General features: G+C 68.2%; 14 protein-coding genes. 4 read left to right on the top strand and 10 right to left on the bottom strand.

What is annotated here, in order from left to right; translation table 11 throughout:
* The 7 genes from JWP60_RS15685 to JWP60_RS15655 form a co-directional block, all read right to left on the bottom strand.
* A partial coding sequence (locus JWP60_RS15685; RefSeq protein ID WP_363320871.1) for an efflux RND transporter permease subunit occupies positions 1-304 on the bottom strand: 304 nt, incomplete at its 3' end.
* A gap of 39 nt (positions 305-343) precedes the next feature.
* Positions 344-757, bottom strand: coding sequence for a histidine kinase (locus JWP60_RS15680; protein ID WP_299793216.1), 414 nt, complete (start codon positions 755-757; stop codon positions 344-346).
* Positions 758-785: 28 nt separating this feature from the next.
* Complete coding sequence (locus JWP60_RS15675) at positions 786-1,517, bottom strand: hypothetical protein (RefSeq protein ID WP_299793219.1); 732 nt, start codon at positions 1,515-1,517, stop codon at positions 786-788.
* A 72-nt stretch (positions 1,518-1,589) separates the two neighbouring features.
* Positions 1,590-1,934: a PepSY domain-containing protein gene (locus tag JWP60_RS15670; protein WP_299793214.1), complete on the bottom strand. Its 345-nt coding sequence runs from the start codon at positions 1,932-1,934 to the stop codon at positions 1,590-1,592.
* Positions 1,935-2,038: 104 nt separating this feature from the next.
* Positions 2,039-5,086, bottom strand: a complete 3,048-nt coding sequence (locus JWP60_RS15665; RefSeq protein ID WP_299793211.1) for an efflux RND transporter permease subunit — start codon at positions 5,084-5,086, stop codon at positions 2,039-2,041.
* Complete coding sequence (locus tag JWP60_RS15660) at positions 5,083-6,162, bottom strand: efflux RND transporter periplasmic adaptor subunit (RefSeq protein ID WP_299793208.1); 1,080 nt, start codon at positions 6,160-6,162, stop codon at positions 5,083-5,085. Before JWP60_RS15660 ends, JWP60_RS15665 begins: the two co-directional genes overlap by 4 nt.
* A gap of 7 nt (positions 6,163-6,169) precedes the next feature.
* Positions 6,170-7,666, bottom strand: a complete 1,497-nt coding sequence (locus JWP60_RS15655) for a TolC family protein (protein WP_299793205.1) — start codon at positions 7,664-7,666, stop codon at positions 6,170-6,172.
* A gap of 49 nt (positions 7,667-7,715) precedes the next feature.
* Between JWP60_RS15655 and JWP60_RS15650 the strand changes: the two genes are divergently transcribed.
* On the top strand, positions 7,716-9,737 hold the full coding sequence (locus JWP60_RS15650; RefSeq protein WP_299793202.1) for a bifunctional DedA family/phosphatase PAP2 family protein: 2,022 nt from the start codon (positions 7,716-7,718) through the stop codon (positions 9,735-9,737).
* A 10-nt stretch (positions 9,738-9,747) separates the two neighbouring features.
* The gene (locus JWP60_RS15645) at positions 9,748-11,247 is read left to right on the top strand and encodes an ATP-binding protein (protein ID WP_299793199.1); all 1,500 of its coding nucleotides are present in this window, start codon (positions 9,748-9,750) and stop codon (positions 11,245-11,247) included.
* Between the two features lie 114 nt (positions 11,248-11,361).
* On the opposite strand, the gene JWP60_RS15640 is transcribed toward JWP60_RS15645, so the two are convergent.
* Genes JWP60_RS15640 through JWP60_RS15630 form a run of 3 tightly spaced genes read right to left on the bottom strand, consistent with a single transcriptional unit; the run spans position 11,362 to position 13,706 of the window.
* Positions 11,362-12,585, bottom strand: coding sequence for a beta-ketoacyl-[acyl-carrier-protein] synthase family protein (locus JWP60_RS15640; protein ID WP_299793196.1), 1,224 nt, complete (start codon positions 12,583-12,585; stop codon positions 11,362-11,364).
* A gap of 1 nt (position 12,586) precedes the next feature.
* Positions 12,587-12,829, bottom strand: a complete 243-nt coding sequence (locus tag JWP60_RS15635) for an acyl carrier protein (RefSeq protein ID WP_299793193.1) — start codon at positions 12,827-12,829, stop codon at positions 12,587-12,589.
* Between the two features lie 34 nt (positions 12,830-12,863).
* Positions 12,864-13,706 carry an alpha/beta fold hydrolase gene (locus JWP60_RS15630; protein ID WP_299793190.1) on the bottom strand — a complete coding sequence of 281 codons (843 nt, stop codon included), beginning with the start codon at positions 13,704-13,706 and terminating at the stop codon, positions 12,864-12,866.
* 106 nt (positions 13,707-13,812) lie between these two features.
* Between JWP60_RS15630 and JWP60_RS15625 the strand changes: the two genes are divergently transcribed.
* Both JWP60_RS15625 and JWP60_RS15620 read left to right on the top strand, forming a co-directional pair.
* The gene (locus tag JWP60_RS15625; protein ID WP_299793187.1) at positions 13,813-14,508 is read left to right on the top strand and encodes a response regulator transcription factor; all 696 of its coding nucleotides are present in this window, start codon (positions 13,813-13,815) and stop codon (positions 14,506-14,508) included.
* A gap of 20 nt (positions 14,509-14,528) precedes the next feature.
* Complete coding sequence (locus JWP60_RS15620; protein ID WP_299793184.1) at positions 14,529-15,905, top strand: sensor histidine kinase; 1,377 nt, start codon at positions 14,529-14,531, stop codon at positions 15,903-15,905.
* The last annotated feature ends 48 nt before the right edge of the window (positions 15,906-15,953 follow it).

Here is a 15,953-nt window from a genome sequence, read left to right as displayed (position 1 = left end):
TGTCGGCGTAGAAGTCCAGCTCGTGCAGCGGCATCGCATCCGAGGTGACCGCGATCGACATGATCTGGAAGTCCGCGGGATTCGCCTTCTCCCAGGTCGGAGGGCTCGGCAGCGTCCTGGGCAGCAGAGAGGAGGCGGACGCGATGGCGGCCTGCACGTCCTGCGCCGCAGCGTCGATGTTGCGGGCCGGGTCGAACTGCAGGGTGATGGAGGTCGATCCGGTGCCGCTGCTGGAGGTCATCTCCGTCACGCCCTGGATCAACGTGAACTGCCGCTCCAGCGGCGTGGCAACCGAAGTCGCCATCAGCTTCACCAGCGTGTGCGAACGAGGCGCGTGTCGCCCCTACCTCGCTGTGGACGCAGGCGCGTCGAAGCTGGCCAGCAGTTCCCTCATCGCCTGCTTGCACACCGTTGCGTCAGGATGATTGGCGCGCAGCGCCTGGAGCGCCTGGTCGATGGCATGGTCCACGTTGTGCCAGTCAGAAGCGGCTCGCGGCTTCAGGCCCGACTCCGCGTCGTCCCACGCGGTCTCCAGGTCCTTGATGCGGGCCTTCGCTCCCGCCAGATCGCCTCGGTCCACAAGCGCCGACGTGTCCTGCGCGATCCTGCGGAACCTGGACAGATCGCCCAGCTTGGAGGCGCTGGTGGGTCGCGCAGCCGCGTCGGCCGCGCAAGCGGCGGTAGGTAAGAATTGCGCCGCGCCCAGCCCGAGGACGACGATGAGGGCAGGCAGGGGGGAGGGTCGGATTTTTGGCATTTGTACGGTGAGGTGGGATTGTTGTCGATCACCGCGCGCGGCGCGGCGGCAGGCTGGCTGCCAGTACGAGGCCGGCGATCACGGTCAGGAAGACGGCGCTGGTGACGACGGTGCCAACACCCAGCCCGCCGTATTCGCGCGACTGGGCCAGCAGGTCGCCGAGTGAAGCGCCCAGCGGACGGGTCAGGATGTAGGCCAGCCAGAACGCCAGCACCACATTGGCACCGAGTCGCCACGCAATGCAGATTGCGGCGATCAATCCGCCGAACACCAGCACGCCGACGCGAAAGCCGAGGCCCAGGGCCTCGGTGGCCAAGTCGCCCGCCGCGGTGCCGAGGGCAAAGGTCACCAGGATGGCGGCCCAGTAGAACAGTTCGCGCCGGCGGTTGTCGATGGCGTTGATGTCCAGGGTGCCTTCGTTGCGATACCAGGCAAAGAACACCGCGGCCAGCAGCGCGGCGAAGACGGCGGTGCTGGCGTAGAGGCTGACGTGCAGGTCATCGGTGAGGATGTCCGTGATCTGCGTGCCCACCACGCTCAGGAGCACCACCGTGAGCCAGTAGGCCACCGGCACGTATCGATCCCGGGAGAGTTGGAGCAGCAGCGCAGCGACGAGCAACGCTGCCGTCATGCCCGTGGTCACGGCCGTGCCGAGGCCGACGTTCACGGCCAGGTAGTCGGCCCCCGTTTCTCCCACCGTGGTGGAAAGGAGCTTGATCACCCAGAACGCGAACGTGATCGCCGGCACCTTGTTCAGCATGCCGGCAGCACTTGACCGGGACGCGGAATCCCGGCTCGATGCGAAAGCCACCAGGGGGCTGCGTCCCATGCGTTACTTTCCCTTTGCTTCCGCGGCGGCTTCCTTCGCCTCGGCGCTGGCGCTTTCGCGCTTGACCGAGACGATTGCGCCGCTGAGGGCATCGACCTGGATCTCCGTCACGCCTTGCCTGGCAGCTTGTGCGATGTCGAAAGACCAGACCAGCTTGCCGTGCTCGCGCTCGAGCTCGGCACTTTTCACAACTCCTTGCGGCACCTTGGCAAGTGCGGTTTTCTCGGCATCCGCATGGCTGACCCTGGCTTGCGCCGCAAGCTCGGCCTGCGAGGGCTCGGCGGCGAAGGAGTGCGACATGCCGAACGCCAGTGCGACGGCTACGAGGGCAATTGAGGGCTTGTACAACTTTGGCTCCTGTGCATGCGACCCCCACCATGGAGATCGCATTTGCCCATGTTGCACCCGTCACCTGAAACTACCCTGAGGGAACCCGTCCGCTGCCGCGCCGGTCAGCGGCGCTTCACCCGCCGGTGCATCAGATGGTAGAGCGCCGGCATCACCACCAGCACCAGCGGCAGCTGCACCACCAGGCCGGAGATGATCGCAATGGCCAGGGGCTGCTGCATCTGCGAGCCCTGGCCCAGCGCCAAGGCCAACGGCAGCAGCGTGAGGATGGCCGCGAACGTCGTCATCATGATCGGCCGCATGCGATTGACACCAGCCTGCACCAGCGAAGCGCGCCTCTCGCCGCTGCCCGCCAGCTCCTGCTGCTCGGAGAAGTAGAAGATCGCCACTTCGGTGACGATGCCGATGATCATCGTCATGCCCATCATCGCCGTGATGTTCAGCTCGGTGTGCGTGAGCCACAGTCCGGTGAACACGGCCGACACCGCGAGCATTGCGATCAGCAGGATGCACAGGGCGAGCCGGAAGCTCTCGTACATGAACAGCAGCAGCACGAAGACCAGCGCCGTGGCGGCCGCGAACACCATCACCAGGCCGTGAAACGCGATTTGCTGTTGCTGATAGAGGCCGCCCAACTCGTAGTAGGCGCCTTTCGGCAACAGCTTGCCCTGGTCCAGCGCGGACTTGACGTCGTTCACGGTGGAGCCCAGGTCGCGCCCTTCGATGCGGGCGGTGACCGCCACCATCTGCTTGAGGTTCTCGCGGCTGATCTCCGGCTGCCCCGTCGCCACCGAAAAGGTGGCAACGCGACGCAGCGGGAACAAGTGGCCATCCGGGGCGGCGAGTTGGACGTCGGCCAGCGCGGTGGGACTGTCGCGCGTTGCCGGCGGCACCCAGACCCGCACGCCGATGGTCTTGTCGCCGCGCGGAATCTGCGTGGTCACGTTCCCTGTCAGGTAGGCGTCGACCGCCTTCGTGATGGAATCCGGATCCATTCCCTCCATCGCCGCCTTCACGCGGTCGACGTGGATCTGCAGCGCGTCGCCAGCCGGGTTGATCCCGTTCTTCACGTCGACAACCCCGTTGATCTTGCCAATGCGGTCCGCCACCGCGCGCGCGAGCACCGGCAGTTGCGCCGCATTGTCGGTGTAGACCTTGATCTCGATCGGCTGCGGCACCGCGGTGAGGTCGCCGATCAGGTCCTCCATCAGTTGCGCCATCTCGACCTGGAGGCCGGGCACGCCTTGTTCCACCTTCGCGCGGATGTCCGTCATCACCTCGTCGACGGATCGCCGCTGGCCCGACTTCAGCCGGATGAAGAAGTCGCCCTGGTTGGCCTCGCTCAGGCCGCCCCCCAGCCCGGTCCCGGTGCGGCGCGAATACGACGCGACGTCGGGTGTCGCGCGGATGATCGCCTCGACCTGCTGCAGCAGCCGGTCGGTCTCGCTCAGGGCGGTACCCGGAGCGCTGCGGTAGTCCAGGACGAAGCCGCCTTCGTCCATCGCCGGCATGAACCCCGAGCCGACCTGGTGGTAAGCGATCCAGCCCAGCACGAGCAAGGGCACGATGCCCAGCAGCACGAGCCAGGAGCGATCGAGCAGGTGCTCCAGCAGCGACCGGTAGCGCGTGGACATCCAGGCCTGCAGCCGTCCGGGGGGTCGGTGCTGCGCGTCCTTCTCGCTCAGCAACTTGTCGGCGAGGATGGGCACGGCCAGCCATGTGATCACGAAAGAGATCAGCAGGCCCGAGGCCATCGTGATCGAGAGCGCCTTGAAGAACGCACCGGTCACACCGGAGAGGAAGGCCAGCGGCAGGAAGATGACGATCGTCGATGCACTGGAGCCCGCCAGCGGCCGGAAGAACTCCAGGGCAGCGGCCATGACGCCGCCGCTCTTGTCCTGTGCATTGCTGCCGGCGAGCCGCCGCATGATGTGTTCGACCATCACGATCGCGTCGTCGATGATCAGGCCGACTGCCGCCGCCATGCCGCCCAGCGTCATGATGTTGAAGCTCATGTTCAGCAGGTGCAGCAGCACCACGGTGGCGGCCAGCACGGTCGGCACGACCACGATGGCGATCAGCGTGATCTTCAGATTGCGCAGGAACAGGAACAGCACCAGCGCGGCCAGAGCAACGCCGATGATGATGGCGTCGCGCACGCTGCTGGCCGATGCTGTCACCAGCTCGCTCTGGTCGTACCAGTTGGCGAGTTTCACGCCGGCGGGCATTTGCGGTGCGAAGTTGGCCAGGCGCTGCTTCACGTCGTTGGCGATCTGCACGCTGTTGCTCCCCGGCTGCTGGTAGATCGACACCAGCACGGCGTTCTTGCCGTCGGCCGTCACGCGGATCCACTGGGGCTCGGTCCCGTCCTCCACCTTGGCCACCTGGGACAGGCGCACCACGCCGCCGGAGCCGCTGCGCAGCACGGTCTGCCGAATCTGGTCCAGGTCTTGCAACCGCGTGTCCGACACGGCGAGGTACAGCTTGTACCGGTCCTCGAGCCGGCCCACCACCGTCAGCACGTTCTGCGCCGAGAGGGCCTTGGCGACGTCGTCGAGGGTCAGCCCGAGCGCGCGCAAGCGTCCCGGATCGGCGATGACCTGGTACTCGTCCACCGCGCCGCCCTGCGCCTGCACGCGCGAGACGCCGGTGACGCTGGAGAGCAGCGGGCGCAGCTGGTAGTCGGCGAGGTCGCGCAGCTGCACCAGCGAGAGCGAATTCGAAGTCAGGCTGTACGCAATGATGGGAAAGACCGTCGGGTCCATCCTGCGCACTTCGAGATGGACGCCGGCGGGCAGCTGCGACAGGATCTGCGTGATCGCGGACTGCACCTGCAGCGTGGCACTGGCCATGTCCGTGCCCCAGCTGAAGTTGATGGAGACTTCGGCCGAGCCGCGGCTGGTGGTGGAGCGCACGTCCTCGACGGCGGGTACGCGCCGCACAGCTTCCTCCACGGGGCGCGTCACCTGCATCTCCATTTGCTGCGCGGGCTGGTCGCCGGCGTCGAGCGAAACCAGCACCCGCGGAAAGTCCACGGTGGGGAACAGCGACACCGGCAACTGCAGCGCGGCGATCACGCCGCCGACGGCGGCCAGCAGGAACAGGACCAGGATGGAGCGACGATGGTCCTGGGCCCAGGTACCGAAGCTCATCGCGCTCCCTCGCGCACCTTCATGCCGTCCTGCAGTTCGTAGTTGCCCAGCACCACCACGGGCTGGGTGGGCTGCAGCGGGCCGCTGACCGCCACCTGCTTGCCGCTCTCCTGCTGCTGTTGGACGGGAACGCGGTGCGCCTTGCCGGCAGCGACCTGGAATACATAGCTGCCTTGGTTGTCGCTCAGCACCGCCTGCCGTGGCAGCACCCAGCCCTGTTGCTGCCCGGTGGCGATCGTCGCGCGCACCTTGCTGCCAGGCACCAGCACGCGGGCCGCGCCCGGGGCCATGACCACGATCACGTCGAACAGCTGCGTCTTCGCATCGAGCAGGTCCTGGACCAGGGCGACGGTCCCTGGAACGCTGCCGCCGGAGTCCTGCAATGGCGTGACCACGACGGCCATGCCCCTGGCGACGCGCTTCGCCTCGCCGGGTTCGAGGCCGAGCGTCACGCGCAGCGCGTCGGCATGACCGAGCTGCAAGACGGTGGCGCCAGCCTGCAGCCGGTCACCGAGGGAGACCGGCACCGCCGTGACGATACCGTCGAACGGCGCCGCCACGTTGCCGGACACGATGTCGCCGCCAAGCTGGCGCTGCGTGGCCATGTTGGATTGCGCGTCTTGCAGCGCCTTGCGCGCGGTATCCAGCTGGGACTGCGTGGCCAGCTTGAGGTCGTACAGCTCCTGCGTGCGCGCCAGCTCACGCTGCGCGAAGCCGACGGCGCTGGCGGCCTGCTGATAGGCGGTCAGCGCGTTGGGGTCGGTGGCGAGCGTTGCGAGCGGCGTGCCCTTGCGCACCCGCTGCCCCGGTGTGACCAGCAGGCGCGTCAGCTGCCCCGCGCGCGGAAAGCTGACCGCATCGACCTGTCCGGTGGTGACCTCGCCGTAGCCCACGACCTGCACCGGCAATGGCTGCACTTGCGCTGTCTGCGTCGCGACCAGGGCAACCGGTTCGGGCGGCGGCGGCGTCGCATTCGCCGTCTTGGCGGAGCCGCCGTGCCGCGCGAGCACGTACCAGCCGATCGCGACGATGCCGACCACGACCGGGGCGATGACAAGGGAACGCTGCTTCTTCATGGACGGTTCATTTCAACGCGGGGATCGCGGTCGTCGGGCCGATCAACGCCTGCAGCGCGACGCGCTGCTCCAGGATCGACTGCTCGAGGTTGATTTCTTCCACCTGCTTGGACAGCAGGGACGCGCGCAGCGTCACATACGCGAGCGCGTCGATGGCACGCGCCCGGAACGCGGCATCCGCATCGGCGGCAGCGGTGGAGAGCGAGGCAATGCCCTCTTTCACCTCGCGCAGCTGGCGGGCGTTGATGCGCTGCTCGGAGAGGATGCGATGCACGTCGGATTGCATTGTGTCGAGGCGGCTCTCGTAGTCGCGGCGCAGCTTCTCGCGCGTGGCTTCTTCGATCGCGATGTTGCCGCGGTTGCCGTTGAACAGCGGCAGGCTGAGGGTGACGCCGAAGCCGTGCGTGTAGACGCCGCTGGTGTCGCGGGCGCGCGTGAAGCCGACGTTGAAGGTGGGAAAGCGGCTGGCCAGCGCGGCGCGCACGCGCTGGTCTTCGGCCTGGTAGCCGGCCTGCAGGGCGATCAGGTCGGGCCGGCGCGCCGGCAAGTCCGGCAGCAGCGCCAACACGGCGGACTCGTCGATGTCTGGCACGGCGAGCTGGGCGCGCAGGGGGACGGGGGTGTCGGGTAACAAGCCAAGCAATGCATTCAGATCGTGGGCATCCGTGTTGACCTGCCGCTCGAGGTCGCGCAGTTGCTTGTCGACGTCCTGCAGCGCGGTCAGGTGCGGCGTGACGGCGTCGATGGCGAGCAGGCGTCGCTCCAGCGCCTGCTCCGTGCGCTGATAGCGGTCGGCGAACAGCCTGCGGTTTTCCTGCAGCACCCGCTGCAGCCGCTGCTCCTGCACCAGCTTGACCCCGAGCGTACGTGCCTTGGCGACCACCTGCCATTCCTGCCAGAGCAGGTTGAGGTCGGTCTTGCGCGCATCGAGTTCGGCGGCGCGCTTGTCGTGCGGGTGGCGCAGCAACGCATTGAGGTCTTCGCTGAGGTTCAGGTTGAAGGCGTTGGTCGTTCCAGCTTCCTGGCGATCGGGGAAGTCGCGCGTCAACTGCAACTGAGGGTCGGGCAGCAGTCCGGCGGCAAATGCCTGCGCGTGCGTGACGCCGGCATCTGCGCGCGCGACCTTGAGGTCGGGGTTGTTCAACACGGCCAGGGTCGCGATGTCGTCGAGATCGAGGGCACCGTCGGCCGCGAATGGGTGCTCTGCGAGTTCCGGGAATGGCAACTGCGAACGGTCGACGCGGAGGTCGGCGACCGAGCCCACCAGCGTATGCCCGGTCGGCAGCGGTGGCATGGTGTCAGCACATCCGGCGAGCGAGGCTGCGAGCGCGAGCATCCATCCTGCTGCCCGGCAGTGGCCCGGAAGGTCCGAGCGCCGCTGTGGTGAGGCGCGCATCAAGGGTTCTTTTTCCAAAACGCGGAACCCTAACGCATGAAACTGAGTTCTGCCTGAAATCCCCGCACCTTGTTGCCATGCGCACCCGACTGCGCCGGATTCGTCCATGATCGCGGCCCTGCATCGACAGATGCCATGCACAGCATGAGGAAACCCAGTGACAGGACAAACGCTCGCGCATGCGATCGCGGCTGCCGGGCAGCACCCCGCGATTGCGCTCTGTGTCGTGGCGATCGTCGCGTTCTCGGAGTCGCTGGCCGTCGTCGGCACGGTGGTCCCCGCGGCGCTGGTGATGTTCGTCGCCGGCGTGCTGGTGGGGCATGGCGCGCTCGGCATGGCTGCCGCCCTGGGCTGGGCGACGCTTGGCGCGATTGCCGGCGATGCCCTCAGCTACGAGCTCGGTCGCCATTCAGCGGTCGCGCGGCGCCTTCTGCCGATGGCACAGCGTCGGCCCGCGTTGCTTGCCAAGGGGCAGGACTTGATCCAGCGCCGCGGCGCGGCCAGCGTGGCCATCGCCCGCTTCACTGGCCCGCTGCGTGCCTTCCTGCCGCTGCTTGCCGGGCTGGGCCGCATGCCGCGACGACGCTTCTACGTGACGAACGTGTTGTCGGCCTTGCTGTGGGCGCCGGTGCACATCCTGCCCGGTGCCCTGCTCGGGTCATCCTTGCAGATGGCAGAAGCCGTCAGCGGCCGGCTCGCGCTGCTGCTGGTGTTGCTCGCGCTTCTGCTCTGGCTGGCCGTCTGGCTGGTCACCAGCGTGCACAGGCGCGTCGCGCCCTGGGCGACGCGCGGCCGCACTCGCCTGCTGGCCGTGCTGCGGCAGCACGATGGCCGTATCCCGCGGATGGCGCGTGGGATCCTGGAGCCGGCCGGTGCCGGGGGGCAGGCCATGCTGGTCGGTGCAGTGTTGCTGCTGGCCGCAGGCGGCCTGTTCCTCTTCCTGCTGGAAGACGTGATCACCAACGATCCCCTGGTGCAGGCGGACCGCAGCGTGTTCACTTTTCTGCAGCAGCTGCGAACGGAGGACGTCGACCAGGTGATGGTGCTGATCACGGAGTTGGGCAGCGTCGGCGTGCTGCTGCCGCTCGTCGTGGCCGTTCTTGCCTGGCTGCTGTGGCGCCGCTGCTGGCGCTCGGCGCGCTACTGGATTGCCTGCGCTGCCTTCGGCGAGTTGCTGGTGCAGGTGCTTAAGCACACGCTGGGCCGGGCACGGCCGCTGGCGCTTTATGGCGGGAACGAGCGCTTCTCCTTCCCGAGCGGCCATGCGACGGTCTCGGTGGTCGTGCTGGGCTTCCTCGCCTTCCTGTTGGCGCGCGGGCAGCCGGTGCGCTGGCGACAGGTCATTGCAGCCATCGTCGCCATCTATGTCGCGCTCGTGGGATTCTCCCGCCTGTACCTCGGTGCGCACTGGTTCTCCGACGTCATGGCGGGCTTGAGCGTGGGCTTGGCCTGGGTCGCTTTCCTGGCGATGCTGTACACCCAGCGGCAGATCACCGAGCCAGTAGCGCCGCGACAGCTGGCAGCGGTGGCTTGCCTCGCGGTTCTCGTTTCCGGCTTCGCGTGGAACCGCTGGCGCGGCCCAGCCGACCTGGCGATGTACCTGCAGGCACCCCAGCCGCAGGCGATCGCCGCGAACACATGGCGACAGGGTGGCTGGCGCGAATTGCCAATGCAGCGGCGCGAACTCGCCGGCGACACCGAGGAGCGCTTCGTGCTGCAGTGGGCGTGCGGGGCCGGCGGCGTGACGCGCGCGCTCGAGGCCGCAGGGTGGCTGCCGGCACCACCCTGGACGCCGGCGGCGGCCTTGCTGGTTCTCACCGGCACATCGGACCTGGCGCAGCGGCCGGTGCTGCCGCGGCTCGATGGGGGCCGGCGTGCGAGCCTGAACTTCCTCCTGCCAGCGCCCCACGGTGCGCAGCAGCGCCAGATCCTTCGGCTTTGGCGCTCGGACGCAGTGCTCGCCGGCGCTACGGCGGCGGTGCCGGTCTGGTATGGGTCTCTCTACGAGGAGCAACCACGGCGCCATGGCTTTGGCCTGCGGGAGGTCCCGGTCAGCGATACAACCGGCTTGCGCCTGCAGCTGCAAGCGGGCGCCGGACCGCAGCTGCCGACGCAGCCAGCCGATCCGACGGCTCCTCTTCTTCTGGCATGTGGCACAGGCACCGGAACGCCGCCATGATGGCGTCCTCGTGCTGGTTGGCAGTGGCCGGCGAGGCGGGACAGGGAAGGCGAAAGGGCGCGGCGATGCGGGTGTTGTTGGTGGAATTGCTGGCGCGGATGCGCGCGGTGGTGCGGCGCAGCGGCGGCCCCGGCGCGCCGCAGATTGTCTGCGGCGTCGGTTACTTCGTGGACGCTCGTACATGAAGCCGGCAGGCGCTCACCATTCGCTGCAGTGGCGGCTCTCCGCTGCGCTCCTCGCAGTGATTCTGCTCACGGGTGCGGTGGCGGGGATCCTGTCGTTCGTGTGGGCCCTGCACGACGCGAACGAGATCCTCGACGGAACCTTGCACGACACTGCGGGGCTGATAGTCGGCGGACAGATCTCGATGCCCCAACGGCTTGCGCAGCTGGCAGGCTCCGAGCCGGACGACGACGTGCTGGTGATTCCATTGCGCGCGGGCGAACCGGGCATTGCCGGGCAACTTGCCGGATTGGCGGAGGGCCTGCACACCGTGAAGTGGGACGGCCGCAGCTGGCGCGTCCTGGTCAGCACGGCGCCGAATGGCGCGCGGCTGGCGGTTGCCCAGCAAACCCAGGTGCGCGACGAGATCGCCCAGCACAGCGCCGCGCGCACCCTGATCCCGTTGTTGCTGCTGATGCCCGTACTGATTGTGCTGGTGCGGCAGGTGGTGGCGCGCACGCTGCGCCCGGTCACCAGGCTGGCGCGCCACGTCGACACACACGCCATGGCGAACGCCGCCAATCTTCCCGACCTGGACATCCCCTCGGAGATCGAACCCTTCGTGCGATCGATCAAACGGCTGCTGGCGGAGCTGACGGGTGCGCTGGCGCATCAGCAGCGCTTCGTGGCAAATGCGGCGCACGAACTGCGCTCGCCGATGGCGGCGCTGCAGTTGCAGGTCGCGAATGTGGAGCGCGTGCTGCCCGAAGGGCCGGCGCGAGAGCGGCTGGCTTCACTGCAAAGCGGCATCGTGCGCATGCAGCACCTGCTGGAGCAACTGCTGTCCATGGCCCGCTCGGAAGCGCCTGCGGCACGGGAAATGGCGCCGGTGCCGCTGGCCGAAATGGCCAAGGAGGTGATCGCCACGCTGGTGTCGCAGGCGCAGGCCAAGGGCGTGGACCTGGGGATGGAGCGCTGCGAGCCGGGTGTGTGCGTCCAGGGCACGCCAATGGACCTGGCCACCCTGCTGCACAACGTCACCGAGAACGCGGTCAAGTACTGCGCCTGCGGCGCGGTGGTGACGCTGTCCGTCTATGCGGAGCAGGACGATGCCGTGATCGTGGTGGTGGACAATGGCCCGGGCATCGCCGCGGAGCATCTGTCGCGGGTGTTCGAGCCCTTCTATCGAGTCGCACCTGCCGGCGAGTCCGGCTCCGGCCTCGGCCTGTCGATCGTCGCGGCGATCGCCAAGCGATTGGGCGGGCGGCTCACGCTCACCAGCGAAGGCCCGGGCAAGGGCGTGAAACTGGAGTATCGGCAGCTTCGTACCGCTTGCCAGCAAAGTTGACGCGGCCGCCGACGCGAGCCGCAAGCGGCAGAGGGAGTCGAGCATCTCGCACTGCATCACATCGCAGGTCCGGAACTGCGTCTCGCTTTCGCCCGGCGCCGTCCGTATCGCTTGTCATGCCTTGCTGAAGACCAGCGTCGCGTTGGTACCGCCGAATGCGAAGGAGTTGCTGATCGCATGCCGCAGGTCGGGGACATGAATCCCGGCATGGAGGATGTGCTCCAGGCCTCGGCAACCCGGATCGATGTCGACGAGGCCATGGGTGGGAGGCAGGTCGCCGGTACGCAGGGCCTGGATCGTCCACACGGCTTCGAGGGCGCCAGCGGCGCCCAGCAAATGGCCGTGCGCCGCCTTGGTCGAGCTCAGAGCCAGCTTCGGTGCCGCTTCCTGCCAGACCTCACGCAGCGCTTCGCACTCCACGGGATCGCCGGCAAGCGTCCCGGTGCCGTGGGCGTTGCAATAGCCGACGTCCGCTGGCGTGAGCCCGCTCGCTGCGAGCGCGGCCCGGAGTGCGGCGACTTGCCCGCGGACGCTCGGGTTGGTGAGGTGCGCCGCGTCGCAGCGCACCCCGCTGCCCGCCAGCCAGGCGCGTGGCACGCGCCCGTGTCGCAGGATGTCTGCTTCGCGCTGCAGGACCAGAAACGCGGAACCCTCGCCCAGCACCAAGCCGTTGCGGTCGCGGGAAAAAGGCCGGCAGCTGCTCCCGACAGCCTCGTGCGGCGGCGCGAGCGTCCTGAGCGCGTTCCAGGCGGCCAAGGCCCCGGGCACGAGGAGGGCCTCGGCCCCGCCGGCAATTGCAAGGTCCACCTCGCCCCGGCGCAATGCATGACTGGCTTCCGCAATGGCCACCGCGCTGGACGCACAAGCGACTGCGTACGTCAGTACGGGCCCGCGGATGTCCATGTGCATCGCGATCAGGGCGGCAGCGCTGTTCACCATGCCGGCGGGAACGGTGAGGGGGGGAATCCGCCCACCAGCGTGCAGGGCCGCGTAGCCGTTCTCGATCGTGCTTGCACCACCCATCCCCGTGCCGACATAAAGACCGACACGTTCGGCGTCCTGCCACCCTCCGTGGTCCGCGTCGGCAAGCGCGTTCAGAGCCGCCAGCAGTGCCATGTGGCTCACTCGCTCGGTGCCGACCTGCCGTAGCTTGCTCAGGACTTTCGAGATGTCGAAGTCGGCGGATGCTACGGGTAGCTCCGGCTGCCCACCCCGGTCCAACCGACGGATCGCACTACCACCGTCGCGCAGGAGCCGCCACGAAGCGTCCATGTCGTTTCCGAGGGGGCTCACCACCCCCATTCCCATGACGCCCACCCGAGCGGTCGGCTGCTTCACGTCAGGAAACCTTGGAGGCGCGGAGTTCGTCCAGCATCTGGGCAAGGCCGCGCAGGTTCGTGACAGTGGACATGGCCTGGTCAGGAACCTGCACGTGGAACTGGTCTTCCACCGCGAACATCAGCTCCGCGACGGTGAGAGAGTCGAGGTTGTATTGGGCGAACGGCGCGTCGGGATCGATGTCCGCGGTTGCGACGTCGAACTGCGAATGAATCAGCTGCTTGAGGGTTTCGATGGATTCCATGGGGATATTGGTAGACCGCAGGCATGCAGGGGCCCTAGGCCATGGCTGGCCGGTGGTCGGGTGCAGTGTGGAGACAGGCTCGGGCGTGGCGGGCTAGCAGTTCGGCGACCAGCTGCCGATCGTTGTCGGCCGTGATCATGTGGTAACTGTTTTCCAGCACGGCGAGTTCGAGGAGTTCCGCGGGCGCCCGAGAAACTGCCGCCTCGACCCTTGCAAGACTGCAGATCTCGTCCTCGCGGGCGTGCACGACCAGCGTGGGGACGTGCAGGTTCTCCAGCCAGCCGTTCGCCTGGCGGGACATGCGTTCGCTTTCCCGCACCACCCGCAGGGACACGCGCGCCGGGCCGGCGAGCGTGGCCTGGCCGGCGTCCATCTGCTGCCGCACCCACTGGCGAAGCCGCTCGTTCTTCAGACCATACGGAGGGCGCTCCTTCATGAAGAAGCGGTGCTCCTGGCGCAGCACATAGGCGATGACACGGAGGCGATACCACCACGGCAAGCCCCAACCGTCGTACGTGACCAGGGGCGACAGCAGGACCAGGCCCGGCAAAGGCATCGCGGCAGCGCGCGCGGCGACGCCCAGTGCGAGCACAGCACCCGTGCAGAGGCCACCGAGTACCACGGGCCCGTGCCGTGCCGCGATTTGCTCCACCACGGCGCATGCTTCATCCAGCCAGTCCTGCCAGCGCGGCGCTCCGGACAAGCAGGCATGGCTGTAGCCCGGGATCTCGGGTGCGTGCAGAGCGATCCCTTGCTGCTGAAGGGGACGAACCAGCAAGCCGAACTCCTTGGGGGAGCTGGCGAGTCCGTGCAACAGGATGACATGGGCGGGCTTGGAGGTGGAGCTGGCAAGGGGGGGCGAGAAGGCCTGCTGCATCACCGCGACAATTCAGGTGGAAACCCGGATTGTTTGGCTCTGAAGCTTTCAGGAGTCCTTCAGCAGGGCGGCCGATACACTGGCGGCACAGCCAGGCGACATGCGCATGCACATCCTCCTCATCGAAGACGACCCGACCATCGGCGACGAGCTCGAGGCGCGCTGGCGCGCACAGGCGTGGGGCGTCGACGCGTGCGCCACCCTGGCCGCTGCGGACAAGGCGGCGGCGCAAATGCGGCCGGATGTGGTCGCCCTGGACCTGAACTTGCCGGATGGCGATGGGCTCGACTGGCTGGAGCGCTTTCGCACGCGCGATCCCCATACCCCCGTGATCGCACTCACCGCCCGCGATCGCGTGACGGACCGCGTCGAGGGCCTGCGGCGCGGCGCGGACGACTACCTCGTGAAGCCATTTTCCGCCGAGGAACTCGACGCCCGGATCCAGGCGCTGCAGCGGCGCTCGGGAGCGACGCGCGGGGAGCGCGTGGAGTTCGGCCGCCTGGTGTGGCTGCGCCAGGAGCGTCAGGCGCTGGTCGACGGCCAGGCGCTGGAGCTGCATCCGCGCGAGTTCGAGGTGCTGGGCCTGCTGCTGCGACGCGCCCCGCGCCTGGTGGCGCGCCGCTTCATCGTGGAGGTGCTCGCCGAGCGCAACGTGGAACTTGGCGACAGTGCGGTGGACGTGTACATCTCGCGCCTGCGCCGCAAGCTGGCGGGTTCCGGCGTTGCGATCAAGACGGTTCGTGGCTTCGGTTACCGGCTGGAGCCCGAGAGCGAGGCGGGTGGCCGCCGCGACGCGGGATGACGTCACCTGCGGACCGGTGGTTGCAGCGGGAGCTCCTGGGTCGCCTGCTGGGCCCCGTGCTGGTCATCATCCTGGTGACAGGCGCCGCAACCGCGTTCCTGGCCCACGAGGTCGTGGAAGCGGTGTTCGACCGCTGGCTGCTGGATGCCGCCCACTCGCTCGCTGCGCAGGTGCGGTACGCCGGCACGCGGGCCGTCGTGGAACTCTCGCCACAAGCCGAGGCCATGCTCCGCTACGACGTGGTGGACCGCGTGTCGTACGAAGTCCTGCAGGGCGGCACCCACCTGATCGGCGACGGCGACCTGCCCCGGCACGGTGACTATCAGGACCGCTTCGGCCACGGCGAGTGGGCGTACGGCGCTGTACTGAGAAACAAGCGGGTGCGCATCGCGGCCGTGCAGGTGCCCGGACCCGGAGAGCCGACGCTTGTGCTGGTTGCCGAGACGCAAGCCAAACGTGACGAAGCGACCCGTTCTCTGCTGGTGGTGCTTGCTCCGGTGGTGGCGCTGGTGTTGCTGGCGGCGGTCGCGGTCGCCATTGCGGTGCGGCGCACCGTGCGTCCCCTGGAGCGCATGGCCGCGGTCTGGAACGAGCGTTCGCATGCCTCGCTCGATCCCATGCCCACCCACGACGTCCCGCGCGAGCTTCGGCCGTTCGCGCTGGCGCTGAACGACCTGCTCGGTCGCGTGCGCGAGCTGGTTCTGCGCGAGCGCCACTTCGCTTCCACTGCCGCGCACCAGCTGCGCACGCCCCTGGCGGGCCTGCAGCTGGGGATCGCGCGAGCCGCGCGTTGCCCGGACCTCCAAAGCACGCGCATGGCCCTGCGCGGGCTGGAGACCACCACGCAGCACACCGCGCGGCTCCTGCAGCAGTTGCTGTTGCTCGCCCGGCTGGACCCGGAGGGCCGCGGCAGCATCGAACTCGTTCCCGTGGACCTGGTCGCACTGGCCCGGGAGGTGGGCGAGGCATACATGGACGCGGCCATGGAGCGTGACATCGCCCTGGAGCTCGCGCCCGCTCGCCCGGAGGTGATCGTCCGCGGCGAGGTGGACCTGCTGCGCGAGGCGCTGGGTAATCTCATCGACAACGCGATCCGGTACACGCCCGGCGGGGGGCAGGTCGTCCTCGCCATCTCGCACGATCCCCCGTGCATCAGCGTCAGCGACTCCGGACCGGGCATCCGTCCCGAAGAGCGCGGGAAAGTCTTCGAGCGCTTCGTACGAGGGGAGGGCACCGTCGGCGACGGCTCCGGGCTGGGCCTCGCCATCGTCAGGGAGATCGTGGCCCTGCATGGAGCCGAGGTGCAGCTGCAGCCTGCGCCCGCGGGGGGAGCGCAATTCGTGTTGCGGTTTTCCTCTTCGATGCCCTCGCCTGGCTGTCCTGATTGCACTGCGTAGAGCAGACAGGCACAGCCTTCGACGGCGAGAAAACCGCGTGCGCTCGTT

The sequence above is a fragment of the Ramlibacter sp. genome, from assembly GCF_028291745.1.
Taxonomy (GTDB): Bacteria; Pseudomonadota; Gammaproteobacteria; order Burkholderiales; family Burkholderiaceae_C; genus Ramlibacter.
Note: the sequence above shows the minus strand (reverse complement) of the source record. Positions and strands in the feature narration are given on the sequence as shown.